General features: G+C 70.8%; 17 protein-coding genes. 5 read left to right on the forward strand and 12 right to left on the reverse strand.

Going from position 1 to position 18,580, the window contains the following annotated elements:
* Positions 1-126 precede the first annotated feature (126 nt).
* A complete protein-coding gene (locus ACFPZ3_RS20405) occupies positions 127-324 on the forward strand; it encodes a hypothetical protein (protein ID WP_379515751.1) in 198 nt (65 codons plus the stop codon).
* 22 nt (positions 325-346) lie between these two features.
* On the opposite strand, the gene ACFPZ3_RS20410 is transcribed toward ACFPZ3_RS20405, so the two are convergent.
* From ACFPZ3_RS20410 to ACFPZ3_RS20435, 6 genes are all read right to left on the reverse strand, one after another.
* Positions 347-1,003, reverse strand: coding sequence for a hypothetical protein (locus ACFPZ3_RS20410; RefSeq protein ID WP_379515752.1), 657 nt, complete (start codon positions 1,001-1,003; stop codon positions 347-349).
* A gap of 310 nt (positions 1,004-1,313) precedes the next feature.
* Positions 1,314-2,180 (reverse strand): CPBP family intramembrane glutamic endopeptidase, encoded by an 867-nt coding sequence (locus tag ACFPZ3_RS20415; protein WP_379515753.1) that lies wholly within the window; start codon positions 2,178-2,180, stop codon positions 1,314-1,316.
* A 226-nt stretch (positions 2,181-2,406) separates the two neighbouring features.
* The gene (locus ACFPZ3_RS20420; protein ID WP_379515754.1) at positions 2,407-3,570 is read right to left on the reverse strand and encodes a DegT/DnrJ/EryC1/StrS family aminotransferase; all 1,164 of its coding nucleotides are present in this window, start codon (positions 3,568-3,570) and stop codon (positions 2,407-2,409) included.
* Positions 3,567-4,352 (reverse strand): amidohydrolase family protein, encoded by a 786-nt coding sequence (locus ACFPZ3_RS20425; protein ID WP_379515755.1) that lies wholly within the window; start codon positions 4,350-4,352, stop codon positions 3,567-3,569. The genes ACFPZ3_RS20420 and ACFPZ3_RS20425 overlap by 4 nt, the downstream gene beginning before the upstream one ends.
* Positions 4,349-5,032, reverse strand: coding sequence for an amidohydrolase family protein (locus tag ACFPZ3_RS20430; protein ID WP_379515756.1), 684 nt, complete (start codon positions 5,030-5,032; stop codon positions 4,349-4,351). Before ACFPZ3_RS20430 ends, ACFPZ3_RS20425 begins: the two co-directional genes overlap by 4 nt.
* Positions 5,033-5,043: 11 nt before the next feature.
* Positions 5,044-7,017, reverse strand: a complete 1,974-nt coding sequence (locus tag ACFPZ3_RS20435; RefSeq protein ID WP_379515757.1) for a hypothetical protein — start codon at positions 7,015-7,017, stop codon at positions 5,044-5,046.
* An 86-nt stretch (positions 7,018-7,103) separates the two neighbouring features.
* Between ACFPZ3_RS20435 and ACFPZ3_RS20440 the strand changes: the two genes are divergently transcribed.
* The 3 genes from ACFPZ3_RS20440 to ACFPZ3_RS20450 all read left to right on the forward strand — a co-directional run bounded on the left by ACFPZ3_RS20440 (position 7,104) and on the right by ACFPZ3_RS20450 (position 10,781).
* Positions 7,104-7,910: an amidohydrolase family protein gene (locus tag ACFPZ3_RS20440; RefSeq protein ID WP_379515758.1), complete on the forward strand. Its 807-nt coding sequence runs from the start codon at positions 7,104-7,106 to the stop codon at positions 7,908-7,910.
* Positions 7,907-8,656, forward strand: a complete 750-nt coding sequence (locus ACFPZ3_RS20445) for an amidohydrolase family protein (RefSeq protein WP_379515759.1) — start codon at positions 7,907-7,909, stop codon at positions 8,654-8,656. Before ACFPZ3_RS20440 ends, ACFPZ3_RS20445 begins: the two co-directional genes overlap by 4 nt.
* Positions 8,657-8,810: 154 nt before the next feature.
* The gene (locus tag ACFPZ3_RS20450) at positions 8,811-10,781 is read left to right on the forward strand and encodes a ligand-binding sensor domain-containing protein (protein WP_379515760.1); all 1,971 of its coding nucleotides are present in this window, start codon (positions 8,811-8,813) and stop codon (positions 10,779-10,781) included.
* 104 nt (positions 10,782-10,885) lie between these two features.
* On the opposite strand, the gene ACFPZ3_RS20455 is transcribed toward ACFPZ3_RS20450, so the two are convergent.
* The 5 genes from ACFPZ3_RS20455 to ACFPZ3_RS20475 form a co-directional block, all read right to left on the reverse strand.
* Positions 10,886-11,773 (reverse strand): dihydrodipicolinate synthase family protein, encoded by an 888-nt coding sequence (locus tag ACFPZ3_RS20455; RefSeq protein ID WP_379515761.1) that lies wholly within the window; start codon positions 11,771-11,773, stop codon positions 10,886-10,888.
* Between the two features lie 10 nt (positions 11,774-11,783).
* Positions 11,784-12,650 (reverse strand): carbohydrate ABC transporter permease, encoded by an 867-nt coding sequence (locus ACFPZ3_RS20460; protein WP_379515762.1) that lies wholly within the window; start codon positions 12,648-12,650, stop codon positions 11,784-11,786.
* Positions 12,647-13,513, reverse strand: coding sequence for a carbohydrate ABC transporter permease (locus tag ACFPZ3_RS20465; protein ID WP_379515763.1), 867 nt, complete (start codon positions 13,511-13,513; stop codon positions 12,647-12,649). The genes ACFPZ3_RS20460 and ACFPZ3_RS20465 overlap by 4 nt, the downstream gene beginning before the upstream one ends.
* Positions 13,514-13,529: 16 nt before the next feature.
* A complete protein-coding gene (locus ACFPZ3_RS20470) occupies positions 13,530-14,774 on the reverse strand; it encodes an extracellular solute-binding protein (protein WP_379515764.1) in 1,245 nt (414 codons plus the stop codon).
* Between the two features lie 95 nt (positions 14,775-14,869).
* Positions 14,870-16,006: a DegT/DnrJ/EryC1/StrS family aminotransferase gene (locus ACFPZ3_RS20475; RefSeq protein ID WP_379515765.1), complete on the reverse strand. Its 1,137-nt coding sequence runs from the start codon at positions 16,004-16,006 to the stop codon at positions 14,870-14,872.
* Positions 16,007-16,080: 74 nt separating this feature from the next.
* Here ACFPZ3_RS20475 and ACFPZ3_RS20480 point away from each other — a divergent pair, with 74 nt between their 5' ends.
* The gene (locus ACFPZ3_RS20480) at positions 16,081-17,286 is read left to right on the forward strand and encodes a hypothetical protein (RefSeq protein WP_379515766.1); all 1,206 of its coding nucleotides are present in this window, start codon (positions 16,081-16,083) and stop codon (positions 17,284-17,286) included.
* Positions 17,287-17,420: 134 nt separating this feature from the next.
* Here the strand turns inward: ACFPZ3_RS20480 and ACFPZ3_RS20485 are convergent, their stop codons facing one another.
* Positions 17,421-18,476, reverse strand: coding sequence for a dihydrodipicolinate synthase family protein (locus ACFPZ3_RS20485; protein ID WP_379515767.1), 1,056 nt, complete (start codon positions 18,474-18,476; stop codon positions 17,421-17,423).
* Between the last annotated feature and the right edge of the window lie 104 nt (positions 18,477-18,580).

Below are 18,580 nucleotides of genomic sequence, written 5' to 3' on the forward strand. Positions count from 1 at the left end.
CCACGGCGACCTCACCGTCACCAACGCCCCCGACGGCGGCGCCATCTTCACCCTGCACCTACCCCACCAAACACCCGAACCCGACAGAACCCCCACAAGAGCACCCGACCCGGACGGAGCCCCCACATGAGCACCGGACCCGCCCGCCGCGCGCTCACCACAGGCCCCGCCTCACTCATCACCACGACCGCCCGCCGCACGCTCGCCGCGGACCTCGTATCCCTCGTCGCCGTGGCCGGCTGCGGCGTGCAACCCAGCGACGCCATCCCATGGAGTGGAGGCCTCGCGTCCACCACCACAACGATGAGCCTCTTGCCGGCCTAAAGATCCGAACTCCGTGCAGGTTTTAGGACGCGGAGAATCGCCAGCCTTCGGAGATGGTTGGCGCGTTGGTAGCCCCCCGTTGTGTGCCCTGGTCGTGGCATCGCTGGATCCTGTTTGGGATCGCCGGCCAGGCTCGCAACGTTTGGACGTCATAAACCACGTCGAACGCATAAACGCCGTACTCCCCGGTCACCCGGCTGTGCGGAGCGACGACAAGGCTGGCGTTCACGCCAATGGCAGTGGTCCGTTCCTGCACGATCTGGGTGCTGACGCTGGCCTGAAGGGTTTTGGCCAATTCCCCGGCGGTGCCCACCGTGGCCGTGATCTGGACCCGCCAAGTCCGTGACTGCGCTGAGGTGAATGTCGCGTTGATCGGTGTGTCGAGGGCGTTGTCGACGACTCGGGCGTCGCTGACGTTGAACGTCGAGGCCGCGGAGACCGCAGAGTATCGATATCCCTCGTAGATGGGTGCGCGGCCGACGAAGACCGTCCGCCACACGATGTCGGAGTAGTTGGGGCATGGAATCACCGGACCGTTGTCGGCGGCGTTCGCGACGCCTGGAGTGGTGACCACCGCCAGTCCGGAGAGCAGGGCGGCGAGCCCGGCAAACGCAGCGAGTCGCCTGCGCCACCTGTTCAGCTGCTCGACGATCACCCGATCATGCGCTTTGTTTCGCACGCCGACCACCTTTACTCCGCCTCGGCCAGTCCGGGTATTCGATGGGGTTTGGCCACCCGGCTGCGCTCTCGAATGCTGGGTTGGAGATCGCAAACATGCATACTGTGATCGTCATCAGGGTGGCTGTCAACGGCCTGAAACGAAAACCTGCCGCTGCTGTTTATGCTTCCTGAAGTGAGCGAACAGCCAAGTTACGGCAATGGGTCAACTCTTATTCCCGGCGGACGTAACATTCGTGAAATCCCCGAGGGATATCTCGCTCCCATTGCTCTCGCGCGTTTTCGGAAACACCCGTACAACTGTCGGTGGTTCATGGTGCGGCGGGACGTACGCGGGCCAGGGCCAGCCCCAGCGCCCCGAACGCGAGCAGTCCGATCGCCCCGAACACCCCGCCGAGCAGCGAATCGGGCAGCCGTCCCGACGCCGAGACGACGAGGTACAGGGTGGGCACGGCGGCGTTCAGCGCACCGTGCCCGATCACCGCCGGCCAGACGCTGCCGGTACGGAGCCGCAACCACCCGAGTACGGCTCCGATGACCACGCAGAACACGGTGAACGGCAGCACCGCCCAGGGGCCGAGGCCGGGGTAGTTCCAGCCGAGGAGGGTCAGGGGCGCGTGCCACAGGCCCCAGATGAGGCCGGAGGTCAGGATGGCGCGGCCGTACCCGAAAGGGAGCAGGCGGGGCAGCAGGAAGCCGCGCCACCCCCACTCCTCGCCGAATGCCGTCACCGACGTGAACAACGTCGTCACCACGATCCCGGTGAGGGTGCCGACGGCGGCTGTGGCATGCGTACCCTGCGGGAAGGCCAGCCGGTAACCGGAAAGCCCGGCCAGATCGGTGGGGAAGACCCCGAACAGCGCGCTGACCGCGATCACGACCGCGATCAGCACGGGGATCCCCGCCCAGGTGGCGGCGAGGTACCCGATGGTCCGGCCCGGCCTGTCCCCGAACGTCAGGCCGGTCAGGCGCGCCCACCGCCGCGCGGCCGGATCCTTCCGCAGCGCCGTCACCGACCACACGGCGAGCACCCCCAGCGTGGGTGACACCTGCATCGCGGCGAGGGACAGCGGAAGCGCGGTGCTCTGGAGCCCCTGGGTCCACAGGGGGATCGCGGCCAGCCACGCGCCACCGAAGGCGATGACCAGGTAGACGATGAGATCGACTCTGTTCCTCATGTCCGCAACGCTGCAGGTCGCCGGCCTCAGCGGCCAGTGAATAATTCACGACCTGCGCGGCCGGGCACGACGTTCGCCTACCCGGGCTCCGTCCATCACCTGACGGCCGCCCGCACCCACGTCCGGTGTGCTGCCGTCGCAGGGCACCCCGCTCGGGCAGAGCGTCGAAGGCAGCCAGGATCCGTGCCTCGCAGGCCTTGGTGATCTGGGCGCCCCGCCGGCGTGACTACGCCGGCTTGCCTGACAACACCTTCGCCAGGGCCTCGGCGATGTCGCGCGCGCCCGCCGGATCCATGAGCATCGACTGGCGCACCCACACCACGGTTCTGGCCGCCTCCTCCGCGGCCGGGCACGGCTCGGCGCGGGCCCCTTCGGCGGTGAGCGCGTCCATGGCGCCGAGCGGCGGGTATCCGGCGTCGAGCGGCGCGCCCTCCGCGGCCATGGCGGCGAGCAGGAACTCGCGGTCCACGCCGGGATCCACGCGGAGCATGAGGAGGTGACGGGAGTCGCGTGTCGTGCCTTCGGGCTGGGGCAGCACGCTCACCCCGGGGACGGTGGCCAGCTCGCGCTCCAGGGCGGCGCAGCAGGCGTTCCTGCGGTCGATCTCCTCGTCGAGGCGGTCCAGCCAGGGCAGCAGCAGGGCGGCCTGGATCTCGGTGAGCCGCAGGTTCCAGCCGACGGACGGGTGACCGTACCACTGGCCGCCGAGCTTGCGCCCGAGGTTGCAGGTCGACCAGATGCGCTCGTACACGCTCTCGTCGCGGCAGACGATCAGGCCGCCCTCACCCGCGGTCATCGCCTTGCTCGCCTGAAAGCTGTAGACGCCCGCGTCGCCAAGCCCGCCGACCGGGCGGTCCTTGTACGTGGCGCCGTGCGCCTGCGCGGCGTCCTCGACGACCGCGAGGTTGTGGCCGGTGGCGAGGTCGTTCAGCGCATCCATGGCGGCCGGGCTGCCCGCCAGGTGCACCGGCATGATCGCCGCCGTCCTGCCGGTGAGCGCGGCCCGTACGGCGTCAGGGGACAGGTGCAGGTCGGCGGGGTCCACGTCGACGATCACGGGCGTAGCACCGGCCAGCAGCACGGCGGTGGCCGAGGCCACGAACGTGTACGCCGGCACGATCACCTCGTCTCCCCTGCCGACCCCCAGGCCGCGCAGGGCGGCGAACAGGCCGAGGGTGGCGTTGCCGACGGCGACGCCGTACCGGACGCCCGAGCGGCGGGCGAACGCGCCGGTCAGGTCCGCCACGACGGAACCGCCCTGGGTGGCGCCCCAGAGGCCGCTCTCCAGGACCTTGGTGACGAGGTCGCGCTGCGCCGGGTCGAGGGGTGGCGGCCAGACGGGCCACGGGGTGGTGCGGACGGGGGTGCCGCCGTGGATGGCGAGCGTCATTCGAGTGGTCCCTTCGCGAGCGAGCCGTCGGGATCTGCCGACACGGCGGTGCCGGTGGGTGGGAGGCCGAGGAGGCGGGCCAGGTTCCCGCCCTGGATGAGGGCGCGGCTGCTGTCGGAGAGCGGCGCCAGGGCGACGCGGCCGTAGCCCGTACGCAGGTCGAGGAAGCAGGCGTCCGAGCCGAACAGCACCCGCTCTGGCCCCGCCAGCTCCGCCAGCCTGGCGAGCCAGCGGCCGGTCATCTTCGAGCCGCACGTCTCCAGGAACACGTTCGGATGATCGGACACGAGCCGGGCCGCGCGGCCGAACCCGTACGGCCATAGCCCCGTGTGCCCCATGAGCAGCCGGACGTGCGGATGCCGGGCGGCGACGGTGGCGAACTGGGCCGGGTCACTCCACGGAGAGTCGGTCTGGCCGTGCGCGAGGACGGGCAGGCCGAGCCGCCAGACCGGCTCGTACAGGGGGTCGTCCAGGCGGCACTGGTGCACGTCGGGGTGGAGTTTGACGCCCCAGACGCGACCCCGGTGGCCGGCCGGGTCGAGCGGCGTGCGGTGGTGCGGGTTGTAGACCTGCCAGACCCCGAAGCGTCCTGGGAAGCGCTCGGCGATCTCCAGGGCCAGCGCGTTGCCGCGTACGGCGTCCGGCCCGACGGCGAGCAGGTGGCTGATGCCCATCGCGGTGACGCCGATCCGGTCCATGGTGGCCACGAGGTGCTCGGCGGCAGGCCGCGGGATGAGGAAGTCGGGCCAGGTGCCCACGTGGCCGTGGGCGTCGAGGATCACAGCAGTTCCTCCAGCGACCCGGCGGCGATCCTGGCGACGTCCTCCGGGGGCAGGTCGAGGTGGTCGAGCAGGAAGCGAGGGCCGCAGTCGTCGGACACCGGCGCCCCGGTCCCGAACACCAGCCGCCCCGCCCCGAACCGCGCGGCCAGCCATTCGACGCCGCCCTGGGTGTTGACGGTGCCGATCTCGGCCCGCACGTTGGGCGCCTCGTCCATCAGCTCGGCCAGTGCGCGCAGCCGGCGGTAGCCGGGGTTGAGGAGCAGGATCCGCAGGTCCGGCAGGCGTTCCGCGAGGTGGCGGAGCTGGGCGGGCGAGGTCTCGTCCAGGTCGATCGCCACGGGCACGGCGATGGCGGCCAGCAGGCGCAGGGCGGCGGGGCCCGTGAGGTCGAAGCGGTGGCGTTCCGGGCATAGCCGGACCATCCGGACGCCCCACGCGGCCACCTCAGACGCCGGCCCGACCTCTCCCGGCACCACTACGGGCACCGGGATGAGCCGGGGGTCGCCGAGCGCGAGCAGGGCCTCGTTGCCCGCTCGCGGATCGGAGTAGAGGCTGAGCGTGTGGGTCACGCAGGCGCGTTCGATGCCCAGCCGGTCCATCTCGGGTCTCGGATCCTGCGGCAGGTCGTCGAACGGGACGGGACCGACCAGTCGATGGGCGTCGATCACATATTTCGGCACAGACCGAAAACCTAATCGGTTCTTTCAGTGACGGTCAAGGGCGGGCACCGCGGGTCAAGCCTGATCCGCGCCAGGTCCCGTCCCACCAGCGCCCACGCCCGCCAGGAGCCGGGCTCGAAGTGGAGCTGCGGGTTGGTGTACCACTCGTCGCCGAGACCGGTGGCCAGCAGCTTCTCCGTGGCGCCCAGTTCGTAGGCGTTCCCGCCGCCGAAGAACGTGGAGGCGAACACCTTGCCCCTGTGCGTGGTCAGCTCCCCGTACCCGGAGAGCTTGCCCTGCCTGATCACCTTCCTGGTCGCCAGGTCCAGCGCGATCCAGGTGCCCGAGTCGCGCTTGTAGACGGCGTACAACAGCCCGCCGTTGACCTTGATGTCCTGGAAGGTCCGGTGTCCCGCGATCGGATCCACCTGCCAGAGCACCTCGCGCTTCCTGAGGTCGAACGCGGCGACGGACGCGGACGTCCTGACCGGCGGGGTCCCGCCGCCGCCGACCACGTCGCCACCCAGGTAGACGATGCCGCGGCGCGGATCGAGCGAGAGGCTCATCAAGCTCTGGTCAGGGATGACGCCCTCGTAGACGTCGATGCGGCCGGTGCGGGGGTCGATCACGGACAGGGCGCCGTTCAGCTTGGCGCCGAGCGGGGCACTGGCGACGACCAGCTTGTCGGTGACGGGGTCGTACTCGATGTCCCAGGGGCGCTGCTGGCCGTGCCCGAGGTAGCCGACGCCGCGGACCTCGTCGGTGCGCAGGTCCACGGAGACGATCTGGCCGCTGGGGTAGATGGCGGCGTAGATCTTGTCGCCGCGCCGTACGAGGTCCTTGGGCTCACCGGGCATCCGGAACCTGCGCCGCTCCCCCGTCCGCAGGTCGCGCACCTCCATCGAGAAGTGGCCGCCGACGTAGAGCGCGCGGCCGGGGACGAGGAGCATGCTCTGCGGACGCTCGGAGCCGCTGGGCAGCCCGGCGTCGATCAGGTCGACGTACTCGGAGGTGCCGGTGCGCAGGTCCAGCCACCACATGCCGCCGCTGCCCGCGAAGCCGAGGAGGGTGTTCTCGTCGACCAGCTGCAGCCGCCTGGTCTCGTCGCCGAGGGAGGGCGGGTCGGCGACCTTGGTGAACGCGGTGTCGCCCGTCCGGTAGCGGTGGACCGCGCCGTCGGGGCGGGAGGTCGTGTACACGGTGCCGTCCTGGGCCTCGGTCAGCACGTCGATCGTGCCGCCTTCCAGGGTGGCGCGGCGCTCGTCCGTGCCGTCCGCGCGTACGTCGATCAGCACGTTCCCGCTCGCCGCCAGGACGCGGTCGCCGTGCGTCGCGACGGTGCCGATGCCGGTCGGGCCGGACGCCAGCTCCTTGACCTCGCCGGTCGCGCGGGTGATGCGGATGAGCTTGCCCTTGTCGAGCAGGCCCGCGTACACGTAGGTGGCGTCGGCGGCGACCGCGCGGACGTATCGCTCGCCCTGGGCCAGCACGCCGAAGTCGCGCACCGCGCCGGTGGCGGGCGTGTACTCCCAGACCCGGCCGTCGGGGTAGGTGCCCGCGTAGAGCGTGCCGTCGGGCGCGGCGGCCAGGCTCCAGACGAACCCGCCGTTCTTCCCGAACGTCCTCAGATGCCGCACCTCACCTGTGGCCGGGTCGAAGCTGTAGAGGTCGGGCACCGGGTACGTGCCGACGTAGATCTTCCCGCCGGACACCGCCGTGGCCCATCCACCCTCCGGCTCCCCCGTGGCCGGGCCGTCCGGCAGCGTGACGCTCCTGACGACCTTGCGGGTGGCGAGGTCGATCTCGGCCAGGACGGGCGGCTTCAGTCCCCTGGTGACGACGTACGCGTGGCCGTCGTGCACGGTGGCGCCGACGATCGCACCGGTCACCGACGCCGGGCCGAACCGCTCCACCGCCGGCGCCTCACAGGTCGCCGCCCGCGCGACCGGGCCCGTGAACAGCGCGGGTAAGAGAGCCGCCAGGATGATCAGGAGGGAGCGGAGCATGGGGCACCTCACGGTTCATTGCTGATCAATTTTGGTCCAGACCGTAACCTTATGCGCAACGTTTCGTCAATGGCATGATGTCGGCCATGGCGATTAAGGATGGGACCGGTACGCCTTTCGACGCATGGCGGCTGGTGGACGGGCTAGAGGTGGCGCTGGACGTGGACGTGTTGTTCGGGGCGTACCCGGACCGCGAAGGACCGCCGGGCACGCCCGCGTCCGTGCTGGGCACGCTGGGCGAGCACCGCATCAGGGCGGGGGCGGCGGCGAACCTGCGGGCGGCGCTGTTCGACGTGCGCTCGGGCAACGACGAACTGCTCGCCCTGGCCGCGTCTTCCACCGGAGCTCCGGCGTCGGTCGTGCCCGTCGGGGCCGTGGACCTGCGGGACCCAGTCGGCGCGGCGCGCGAGATGGACCGGCTGGCGCAGGCGGGCATGCGAGCCGTCCGGTTGTTCCCCGACGAGCAGGGGGTCGAGGCGGGTTTCCCCTCCGTCCGGCACGTCGCCCGCAGGGCGGCCGGTCTCGGGCTGACGGTGCTCACCGGCGGTGACGTACGGCGGTTCTGGCAGCCCTTCGCGGGGGCCGGGGCCACCGTGGTCTTCCTCGACACGCACTTCTACCACCTGGGCGACTTCCTCGTCGCCGCCGCCGACGAGCCCGGCTTCCACACCTCCACCCGCCTGCTCAACTCACCCGACGCACTGGAGCTGGCCGCCGCCGAGCTGGGCGCTGACCGCCTCCTGTACGGCTCCCGCACGCCTCACTACGAGCCCCTCGTCCCCCTGCTCCGCCTGGCCACCAGCGGCCTGAAGCCGGAGGAGATCGCGGCCGTCGCGGGCGGCAACGCGCGGCGGCTCCTGTCCGCCGAGGCCGCGAGGAGGCCGACGTCATGATCATCGACGTGCACGCCCACTGGGGCCCGTGGTTCTTCACCATGGACGTGGCCGAGGCGAATCTCGCCACCATGGACCGCTACGGCATCGACCGGGCGATCGTGTCCGCCACCGAGGGCGTCATCTACGACGCCCCGGCGGGCAACCGGGCCCTGGCGGCGCAACTGGAGAGGCAGGATCGCCTCCTCGGCTACGTCACCGTCAACCCGCGCCGGCTGCGGGAGGCGGCGGCGGACCTGCGGGCGTACCTGCCCGGCGGCAGGTTCGTCGGCGTCAAGATCCACACCGACTACACGGGCTCGCCGGTCGACTCCCCGCAGCTCCGCGAGGCCCTGACGCTGGTGGCCGAGACCGGCAAGCCCGCGCTCGTGCACACGTGGGGCGCCTCCGTGCTCGGCCTGGCGCGCCTGTGCCTGGACATCCCCGGCCTGCGGGTGATCGCCGGGCACATGGGGGCGGACGGCTTCAGGCACGCCATCGAGGCGGCCAACGCCTGTGACCGCCTCTACCTGGAGCCCTGCTGGTCGCACGCCCCGGCGGGCCGCATCGCCGAGGTGGTGTCCGCCGTAAACCCGGCCCAGCTCCTCTTCGGCACCGACGCGACCCTGATCGACCCTTCTTCGGCGTACGGCGCGGTCGCGGCGGCGGGCCTCACCGGCGAGATCGCCGAACGGATCGCCTGGCGCAACGCGACGGCCCTGTTCGGGCTCCAGGCGGGCCGTGACGGCGGCCTGGACGGGACGTAAGAGCGGCCTGCACGGGGCGGGAGGGTGGTCTGGACGGACGTAAGAGCGGCCTGCACGGGGCGGGAGGGCCGTCTGGGCGGGACGTGAGGGCGGTCTGGACATTACGGACCCGGCCGTTATAGCGTGCGGCGAAACTTCACAAGGGAGCACGCGCATGATCCCCCGCCGCCGTTTCCTCCTGGCGGCCGCCGCGACCACAGCGGCCGCCACCCTCACGGCCCAGCCCGCCCACGCCGCCACCGATAGGGACGTGACCTGGAGAATCCAACCTCAGCCAGCAGAAGGCACGATCACCGAGATGGGCCCCGCGAGTGTGGCCAGCCCGCTCGGCAACGGCGAGTTCGTCGGCGGCGTGCTGTACGCGGGCTCGCGCGGCCTGTCGCCCAACGTGGTCGGCGCATACGACCTGGCCAAGGATTCGGTCACGGCCCATTTCGACATCCCCACCGGCGTCGGCATCTGGGCGATGGCCAAGGTGGGCACCGACGTCTATGTCGGCACCCATGCCAGGTCCGACCTGTACAAGCTCGACACCGTCACCGGCCAGGTCACCAAGGTCGCCGAGTACCCCGACCACTACATCTGGACCATGACCGCCTCCCCCGACGGCAAGGTCTACATGGGCACGTCGGAGCCCGGCCGCGTATGGGAGTACGACCCGGCCACGGGCACGAGCCGCGACTTGGGCCAGCCCGCCCCAGGCGAGGCGTACGTGCGCAGCATTCAGGCCGACGACACCCACGTCTACGCCGGCATCGGCGCCAACGCCCACCTCATCGCGATCGACCGCGCGACCGGCGAGAAGCGTGAGCTCCTCCCGCAGGAGGTGGCCGACCGCGACTGGGTCTCCAGTATGGGCATGTCCGACACCCACCTGGCCGGCGGCATGAACTCGCTGGCCGAGCTGGTCGTGCTGGAGAAGGCCGCGCCGCAGAACTACAAGGTCGTCAAGGCCACCGCTCCCGGCGAGAAGTACGTCGTCTCGGTGCTGATCCACGACGGGTACGTCTACTTCGCCGGCCGTCCCTCGGGCACGTTCTACCGCTACCACCTGGCCACGGAGCAGCTGGAGGTGCTCGGCGTCCCGTACTTCGAGGCGCTCACCCACCGCCTGCTCGCGCACGAGGGCCGGATCTACGGCATTCAGGACAGCGCGGTCTTCGTCTACGACCCGGCGACCGGCTCGCTCGACTACGTCAACCTCGTGCAGCGCGGTTTCAAGTCGGCCCCCGAGGAGCCGATGTCGGTCCACTCCGACGGCCGGCGGGTCTATGTCGGCGGCAAGGGCGGCGCCGACCTGCACGACCTCGCCACGGGCCAGGTCACCAGGCTCGGCATCGCGGGCGAGCCCAAGACGCTGCTCACCGTCGGCCGCACCACGTACCTGGGCGTCTACACCCAGGCCGCCCTGTACGCGCACCGCGCGGGCGAGAGCGAGGCCGAACTGGTCGCGCGCACCGGCAACCAGCAGGACCGCCCGCGCGACCTGGCCCACGACGCCACGACGGGCCTGATCGTGATGCCCACCCAGCCGGAGCCCGGTCACATGAACGGCGCGCTCTCCCTCTATTCACCACGCACCGGCAAGTACGAGACGTACCGCCCGATCGTGGAGCGCCAGACCGTCTACTCGGTCGTGGCCAGGGGCGGCGTCGCCTATCTCGGCACCCTCATCCAGGAGGGCCTCGGCCTGCCGCCGGTCACGACGACCGCCCGCCTGGCCGCGTTCGACCTGGTCAGGCGGAAGCTCCTCTGGCAGGTGGAGCCCGTGCTGAACGCCCGCCAGATCTCCTCGTTGTCCTTCGGCAGGACCACGATGTTGTACGGCATGGCAAGCACGGGCGAGGTGTTCGAGTTCGACCTGCGGCGCAAGAAGGTCACCAGGACGCTCAAGGTCGGGGCGAAGGGCGGCGAGCTGTACGTCACCGGGCAGGTCGCGTACTGCACCGACGGCGACAAGATCTACAAGATCGACCTCAGGGCGTTCACCGCGGAGCCGATCGTGGAAGGACTGGCCGGGCAGTGGTTCGGCGGCGAGCCCAAGCTCGCGCTCGACCCCTCGCACCGGGCCCTGTACGCCGTGCGCGGCCGTGACCTGGTCCGGGTGGCCATCACCGGCCGCTGACGCCCCTCCCCCCGGGCCCGGGTCGCTCTCCAGGCCCGGGGTCGCTCTCCGGGCTCGGGGATGACGAGCGGCCACGCGGGTTTCGACGGGACCTGGCGAGCCGCTCAGCGGGAGGCGGCGACCACCGCGGCCCGCTCGCCTTCCGGCAGGGCCGGGCCGTAGGGGTCGTGCGCGAAGGACCACGGGATGCGGCCCTCGGCGGCGGCCAGCCAGAGCATGCGCCGCACATACCCTTCCATGGGATCGGTGAACGTGGCCGCCGCGAGCCGGTCGAGCCGCCCCGACGCCTCCTCGAAGGCCCGCAGATCGCTTCCCTCGAACGCCTTCATGACGGCGGCCGTCACGCCCACGCTGGCCGCCGCGATCCCGACGAGCGCCGCCTGCGCGCCCCAGAGCAACGATGGGCCGAACATGCGGTCCTCGCCGGTGATCGCCAGCCGGCCCGCCGCCCTGGTGAGCTCGATGGCGCGCTGGCAGCCCATCGCGTCCGACAGCAGGGCCGTCTTCAGGCCCGCGACGCCCGGGTGCTCCAGGAGCGCGCCCATCGTCGCGGCGGGGCACGGGAGGGTGTAGAGGTCGAAGGCGATCATCGGAAGGCGGGCCGCCCGCCATACCTCCTCGTGCAGCGCTACCCGGTCGCCCGCGGAGGGGAACACGAGCACGCCGTCCGCCCCCAGCTCGGCAGCCACCCGCGCCTGCTCAGGCGGGTCCTGAACGCCGTCAGGACCGGAGCCGCCCACGCCCACCAGCACAGGTACGCCCAGCGCGACCGCGCGTTCGACGACGGCGGCGCGGATCTCAGGCGCCAGGTACGGGCCGCGGCCCGTGTGGGCGAGGACGGCCAGGCCGGTGGCGCCGTCGGCCACCAGCCCCGCGAAGTACCGCGAGACCACGTCGAGATCGACCTCGCCCGACTCCGTCATGGGCGTGGCCGCGGCGGCGATCAGCGCCCCCCGGAGCCGGTCGCGAAGGTTTTGTGCCGAAATATCCACCCGACAGAGCTTATTTCAACCCGGTCATCGCGATGCTGTTGACCAGATACCGCTGGAGCAGGAAGAACACCAGCAGGCACGGCACCACGGACACCGCCGTCGAGGCCATGAGCACCGACAGCTGCAGCTCCTCCGTCCGCAGCGTGGTCAGCCCCACGGTCAGCGTACGGGTCGCGTCGCTCTGCCCGACGACCAGCGGCCACAGGAAGTCGTTCCAGTGCCACAGGAACACGAACACGCCGAGCGTCGCCAGGATCGGCTTGGTCAGCGGCAGCACGATCGTCCAGTAGACCCGCCACTCGGAGGCCCCGTCCACCTTGGCCGCGTCGAACAACTCGTCGGGCAGGCCCAGGATGAACTGCCGCATCAGGAAGACGGCCTGCGAGTTGGCCAGCGTCGGGACGATCAGCCCCCAGAACGTGTCCACCCCGTCCAGGCTGTTGACCAGCACGAACGTCGGGATGAGCGTCGCCTGGAACGGCACCATCATGGTGGCGAGGAACGTCCAGAACATCGCCTCCCTGCCGGGGAAGCGCTTCTTGGCGAAGGCGTACCCGGCCATGGACGAGGTGAGCAGGATGATCACCACGGAGACCAGGGCGTAGATCACCGAGTTGACCGTCCAGGAGACGAACCCGGACGACGACAGCACCCCGGTGATGTTGTCCAGCGTGAGCGACTCCGGCCACTGGTTCGGCACGGTGGGGCGGCCCGCCGGTGACAGCGCCACGATGAACATCGCCACGAAGGGGCTGACGGTCAGCACCGACAGCACCGCGAGCAGCGCCGCCAGCGGCCACCTGCCCCGCCACCACGGGCGGCGGGGCGCGCGGGCGGCCGCGACCTCGGTGACGGGACGGGACGCGGTGATCGTCATGTGTTCCCCCGATCCAGGAAGCGGCGCTGGACCAGCGACACGATGAGCACGATCGCGAACAGCACCATGCCCCACGTGGCGGCGTAGCCGAAGTCGAAGGACCTGAAGCCGTGGTCGTAGATGCCGAAGATGAGGGTGTAGGTGGCCCGGGCCGGGCCGCCGCCGGTCATCACGTACACGGTGTCGAAGGTCTGGAACGCGCTGATCGTCTCGATCACCACGACGAAGAAGATCGTGGGCTTGAGCAGCGGCAGCGTGATGCGCCTGAAGCGCTGCCACGCGCTCGCCCCGTCCACCGTGGCCGCCTCCAGGTAGGAGGACGGGATCGACTTCAGCCCGGCCAGCAGGATCAGCATCGAGTAGCCGAAGCCCTTCCACACCGACACCACGGCCAGCGCGGGCAGGATCACCGACGACTGCTCCAGGAAGGCGACCGGGCCGAGGTCGGCCTTGGCCAGCAGGCCGTTGATCAGCCCGTCGAACTCGTAGATCCAGCGCCAGATGATGCCCGCCAGCACGAAGCTGGTCACGTACGGCAGGAAGAGCATGCCGCGGAACAGCCCGCGCAGGAAGACCACCTGGTTGAGCAGCAACGCCGTGCCCAGCGCCACGAGCAGGGTGAGCGGCACGTAGATCACCACGTACACGAGCGTCACCCGCAGGCTCAGCCAGAAGTTCACGTCGTCGAGCAGCCGGGCGTAGTTGTCCGCGCCGATGAAGTCCCACTCGCCGCCGATGTTCCAGTTCGTCAGGCTCATGCCCGCCGCCCCCAGAGAGGGGAAGATCCGGAAGATCAGGAACAGCACGAGCACGGGCAGCACGAACAGCAGGCCGGTGACCGGGTCACGCAGGCGATGACGCACCAGGTGATTCCTTTCCTCAGCCGCCGCTGCTGAGCAGCGTGTCGGCCTCCTTGGCGGCCGCGTCGAGCGCGGTCTTGGCGTCCTCCTTGCCCAGCAGCGCCGCCTGGATGTGCGGGACGATGAGAGCCATCACCTGGCGGGCCTTGGGGTGGGTGTCGCCGGGGAAGGCGTACGGCAACGACTTGGCGAACTCCTTGGACGTCTCCGACTGCTCGGGCACCGTCACGTCGGTTCGCGCGGGGAAGAAGCCGGACTCCTTGGCCAGCTCGGCCGTGACCTCGGGTGAGGACAGGTAGGTGGCGACCTTCTTGGCCGCGTCCTTGTTCTCCGTGTGCTTGGCCAGCACCAGCGCGCCGGGGATGCCGAACGCGACCCGCTTGGAGCCTTCGAGCGGCAGGCCGACACCGACGTTCTCGGCGCCGATGGCGGTGGCGAGCTGGTCGACCTGTCCCGCGGTGGCCGCGTGGTACATGGCGGTCTTGCCGGCGGCCAGCGGGCCGCCCTCGACGTCGTTGCCCTTGCTGGCGGTGTTCTCCGGCAGGCCGCCGACGGCCTTCAGATCGAGCAGGAACTGCAGGCTCGCCAGGCCCTCCGGGCCGTTGAAGGCGACGGTCTTGCCGTCGGGGGCGAAGACGGTGCCGCCGTTGGCCCACAGGATCGGGTAGAAGCTCTGGTTGAGGCTGACGTCCGGCTTGCCCGGGTAGTCGAGCACGGCGACCTTCTTGGCGGCCAGCTTGGGCGCGGCCGCCTTGAGCTCGTCCAGCGTCTCCGGCACCTTCTCGACGCCCGCCTCGGCGAACAGCTTCTTGTTGTAGATGGGCGCGGTGATCGTCTGGTAGATCGGCACGCCGTAGAGCTTGCCGCCGACGGTCAGGGCGGTGAGCGAGTTCGGCAGGAAGGAGGACTTGGCCGGGGCGACGATGTCGTCCACCGGCTCGACCGTGCCCTGCTGGGCGTACTGCGGGATCTGGTCGGGACCGAGCACGACCAGGTCGAAGCCCTTCTTGGAGACCAGGGCGGTGGTGACCTTCTCCTGGCGGCCCTCCCACGGCTGCTGGTCGATCTTGAGGTCGATCGCCGCGTTCTTGGCCTCGAAGTCCTTTTCCACCTTGCCCCAGAACGCCAGGTTCTTGGCCTGGTCCCCGATGACGGGATACATCCAGAGGGTCACGGTGCTCTTGTCCGAGCCGCTGTCGGATCCGCACCCGGCGGCCGCGAGACTCAGGGCGGCCACGAGGCCGACTGCCGCTGCCTTCTTCATGGGCGGCTTCCTTTCGACTAATACCGGTCCTGACCGAAACCTAGTGAGGGCGTCTTGGCCGGGTCAATGCCTGATACATGAACGTAACTAGCTGCCTACGGTCGAGCCCGAAATTTCATCATTTCCTGGGCGATCAGTTCGACGTGCGCGGGCGTGTACCTCTCGTTCCAGTCGATGACCAGCAGGGTACGGTCCACCATGCGCTCGGCCTCCGGGCAGGGGCTCGGTTCGTAGCCGTCGAGCGGGTAGCGCGATGTGCCGTAGATGTCCGCCTCCCACACCGGCGCCCTGTTCAGCGGCTCGGCGAGATAGCCGGCCCGCGCCGGGATCCCGGCCGCCGCCAGGTGGGCGGCCAGCTCAGGAGCGTCGCCGCCGGGGCACACGATCGGGAAGAGCCACCAGGCGTGGCCGCCGGGGCTCGGCAGGCGTACCCCTGGCAGGTCCTTGAGCGCGTCCAGCAGGAGCGCGGCGGTGTGGCGGCGGGCGGCGAGCACGCCGGGGAGCTTGGCGAGCTGCGCGCGCGCCACGGCCGCCTGGAGCTCGGTCATGCGATAGTTGAGCCCGAACCCGGCGTGCGAGCGCCCGGCCGCGCGGTCCCAGCCCTTGTCGGAGAACAGCCGCATCCGCCTGGCCAGCTCGTCGTCATCGGTGATCGTCACACCGCCGTCGCCGCAGGTGATGTGCTTCCACTGCTGCAGGCTGAGACAGCCCACCTGGCCCGCGGTGCCCGCGAGCGCGCCGCCGGGGAGTTCGGTCAGCCACGCCTGCGCGCAGTCCTCGATGAGCACCAGTCCATGCTCGTCGGCCAGGTCGCGCAGCTCCCGGACCCTGGCGGGCGCGCCGAACAGGTGCACGGCCATGATCGCCCGCGTTCTGGGGCCGATGAGCGCGGCCACGGCCGCCGGATCGAGATTGCCGTCGGACGGATCCACGTCGGCGAAGACAGGAATGGCGTTCTGCGCCAAGATGGGGGCCACGGTCCCGAAGTCCGTGATCGGCGTCGTGATGATCTCGTCCCCTGGGTCAGGCGCGGCCGCGACGACCGACAGATGGAGGGCCGCGGTGCCGGAGCTGCAGGTGATCGCGTGGCGGACGCCGTACATCCGGGCCAGCTCGGCCTCGAACGCCCGCGCCTCCGTGCCCCAGACGGAGTTGAGCATGCCCGAGCGGATCACCCGCTCGGCGGCGGCGATCTCCTCGTCGCCGAGCGTACGGCCGTCGGCTTCTGCCATGGACGGGAACTTCACCGAGTACCTCACAAGTTATGATTGCGGTCTTGACCGAAATAATCGAGAGGGAGGCGTGCGTGGGAATCGTCATCGGAGTCGTGGGCCCGCACGATCTGGTAGACGACGTCGCGGCCGTCTGCGAGGAGCAGCCGGGCGTCAGCGCGCTGCGTCTCGACTACGACCATGAGTCGCAGGCGCCCGCGATCGTCGAGGCGCACGCCTCCGCCGTCGAAGGCTGGTTGTTCACCGGCATCGTGCCCTACATGCTCTCGCGGTCCGCCGAGGCTCTCACCCGGCCCGCCGCGTTCGTCGACTATTCGGGCGCGACGCTGCTCAACGCCCTCGTCCGCCTCCAGCACCAGGGCGAGGACGTCACCAGGCTGTCGATCGACACGCTGCCCGCCTCCGACGTCAGCGCCACGTTCGCCGAGGCCGGGCTGCCGAGCGGCGACCTGCGCACGCTCCCGTACCGGCCGGAGATGACCTCCAAGCGGGCGATCGCCTTCCACCGAAAGGGCCAGGCGCACGCGGTGATCACCTGTCTCAGCTCCGTGCACGAGGCGCTCCGCGACGAACTGCACGTGCTGCGCCTGGTGCCCTCCGTGCACTCCGTACGGGTGGCGCTGCGCCAGCTCCTGCTGACCGCGGAAGGACAGGCCCAGGAGGACGCCCAGATCGCGCTCGGGCTCATCGAGGTGGCCAACGAGGAAGGGCTGCTGCGCGAGGCCACGGCGCTCGGCGGCACGCTGGCCGCCTTCCGCGGCGGCACCCACCTGCTGGTGACGACCCGCGGGCCCCTGTACGACGCCACGGGAGGCTACACGGGGTTGCCGATGCTGGCCCGCCTGGCCACCCAGAACGACGTGGTGCGCGTCGGCTTCGGTCTCGGCCGCAGCGCGGCGGAGGCGGAGAGCCTGGCCAGGCGCGCCCTGGCCAGAGCACGCCGGATCGGCGACGTCGCCGCCGTGCTGTCGCTGCGCGCGGACACGGACATCGTTCTGGAGTCGGTGGCGGCCACGCCGACCGGCAGCCAGAACCTGTCGGTCATCGCCCGCCGGGTCGGCCTGTCGGTGCCCACGCTGGAGAAGTTGCTGGAGGCGCGGGCCGCCGCGGGCGACGAGCCGCTGACCACGCGGGAGATCGCCGACCGCCTCGCGGTCCAGCAGCGCACGGCCCGCCGCATGCTGCACCGCCTGGAGCTGGCCGGGCTGGCCGAACGCACGGGCAACCTCACCAGCGGCTCCAGCGGCCGCCCCCTGACCCTCTACCGCCTCACCCTCTGACCCACGGCGCAGGGGCACGGGCACGGGCACGGGCACGGGCACGGGCACGGGCACGGGCACGGGCACGGGCACGGGCACGGGCACGGGCACGGGCACGGGCACGGGCACGGGCACGGGCACGGGCACGGGCACGGTCAGGAGAGCCAGCGGTCGAGCCCGTCGGCGACGAAGTCGTCGTCCCTGAGCCACGGGTACGCGGCCCAGATCCGGTCGATCTCCGCGAGCTGACCGGGCGACAGGCCCTCGGCCGGATCGAGGCACCAGCGCCCCTCCAGCAGCCCCTGCCGCCGCAGCACCTCGTGGATCCCCGGGATGCAGCCGTGGAAGCCGTTGGCCGAGTCGAAGATGGCCGCGTTGGCGTCGGTCAGGTGCCCGTCCAGGGTGAGCAGCCGCCGCACCTCCGCGTCGTCGCCGGCGCGCGCCAGCTTGGCCTCCTCCAGCAGCTCCACGGCCCGCCGCACCCACACGGCCCACTGGCCGAGCAGCCCGCCGACGAACTCGACCTCCACCTCGCGCCCGTCCACCACCACCCGGTGCCCGGTGATGAGGTCGGCCAGGATGTGGTCGTCGTTGCCGGTGTAGAGCGCCACCTCGGCGGTTCGCCCGGCGCGTACGACGCCGTGCAGGACGTCCAGCGTCCTGTAGCGGTCGAAGGGCGCGACCTTGATGCCGACGACGGACTCAATACCCGCCAACCTTGTCCAGAAATTTCGTGACAAGTTGCGTCCGCCCACCGCCGGCTGCAGGTAGAAGCCGATCACCGGCAGCACCTCGCCGACCGCCCTGGCCCGCTCGATGAGCGCGTTCTCGTCCAGCTCCCGGTACGGGCTGAGCAGCACCATGTGGTACCCGAGCGACCTGGCCAGCTCCGCCTCCGCGACCGCCTGCGCGGTGGGGCCGGTCGCCCCGGCCACCAGCACCACCTCGCGCTCGGACTCCCCCGCCGTGCGCGCGGCCAGCTCCAGCACCGGCGCCAGCAGGCCGGTGCCGTGGATGGCGAACTGCGTCGTGTGCACGCCCACCGCCAGGCCGCCCGCTCCCGCCTCGACGTAGTAGCGGGTCAGCGCCCGCTGGCGGCGCTCGTCCAGCTTCCTGTCCTCGGTGAGCGCCAGCGGATGCGCCGGGATCACCAGACCGCGCCTGAACAGGTCGCGCACGGACGTCTGCGCCTCTGGAGCCGTGCTGAGCACGTGAGGTCCCCCTTCTCTCGAATGTGACACGCGAGCCGGATGCGCACGCGGGCCGGATGTTCACGCAGGCCGGATGTTCACGCAGGCCGGAAACGCGCTGCCGG

This window comes from Nonomuraea insulae, assembly GCF_042656245.1.

What these genes read in the sequence shown, in the direction of transcription:
- ACFPZ3_RS20405 (WP_379515751.1), top strand. Translation starts at nt 127, where the DNA reads ATGAGCACCGGACCCGCCCGCCGCGCGCTCACCACAGGCCCCGCCTCA.
- ACFPZ3_RS20415 (WP_379515753.1), bottom strand. Translation starts at nt 2,180, where the DNA reads ATGAGGAACAGAGTCGATCTCATCGTCTACCTGGTCATCGCCTTCGGT.
- ACFPZ3_RS20420 (WP_379515754.1), bottom strand. Translation starts at nt 3,570, where the DNA reads ATGACGCTCGCCATCCACGGCGGCACCCCCGTCCGCACCACCCCGTGG.
- ACFPZ3_RS20435 (WP_379515757.1), bottom strand. Translation starts at nt 7,017, where the DNA reads ATGCTCCGCTCCCTCCTGATCATCCTGGCGGCTCTCTTACCCGCGCTG.
- ACFPZ3_RS20440 (WP_379515758.1), top strand. Translation starts at nt 7,104, where the DNA reads ATGGCGATTAAGGATGGGACCGGTACGCCTTTCGACGCATGGCGGCTG.
- ACFPZ3_RS20445 (WP_379515759.1), top strand. Translation starts at nt 7,907, where the DNA reads ATGATCATCGACGTGCACGCCCACTGGGGCCCGTGGTTCTTCACCATG.
- ACFPZ3_RS20450 (WP_379515760.1), top strand. Translation starts at nt 8,811, where the DNA reads ATGATCCCCCGCCGCCGTTTCCTCCTGGCGGCCGCCGCGACCACAGCG.
- ACFPZ3_RS20460 (WP_379515762.1), bottom strand. Translation starts at nt 12,650, where the DNA reads ATGACGATCACCGCGTCCCGTCCCGTCACCGAGGTCGCGGCCGCCCGC.
- ACFPZ3_RS20470 (WP_379515764.1), bottom strand. Translation starts at nt 14,774, where the DNA reads ATGAAGAAGGCAGCGGCAGTCGGCCTCGTGGCCGCCCTGAGTCTCGCG.
- ACFPZ3_RS20475 (WP_379515765.1), bottom strand. Translation starts at nt 16,006, where the DNA reads ATGGCAGAAGCCGACGGCCGTACGCTCGGCGACGAGGAGATCGCCGCC.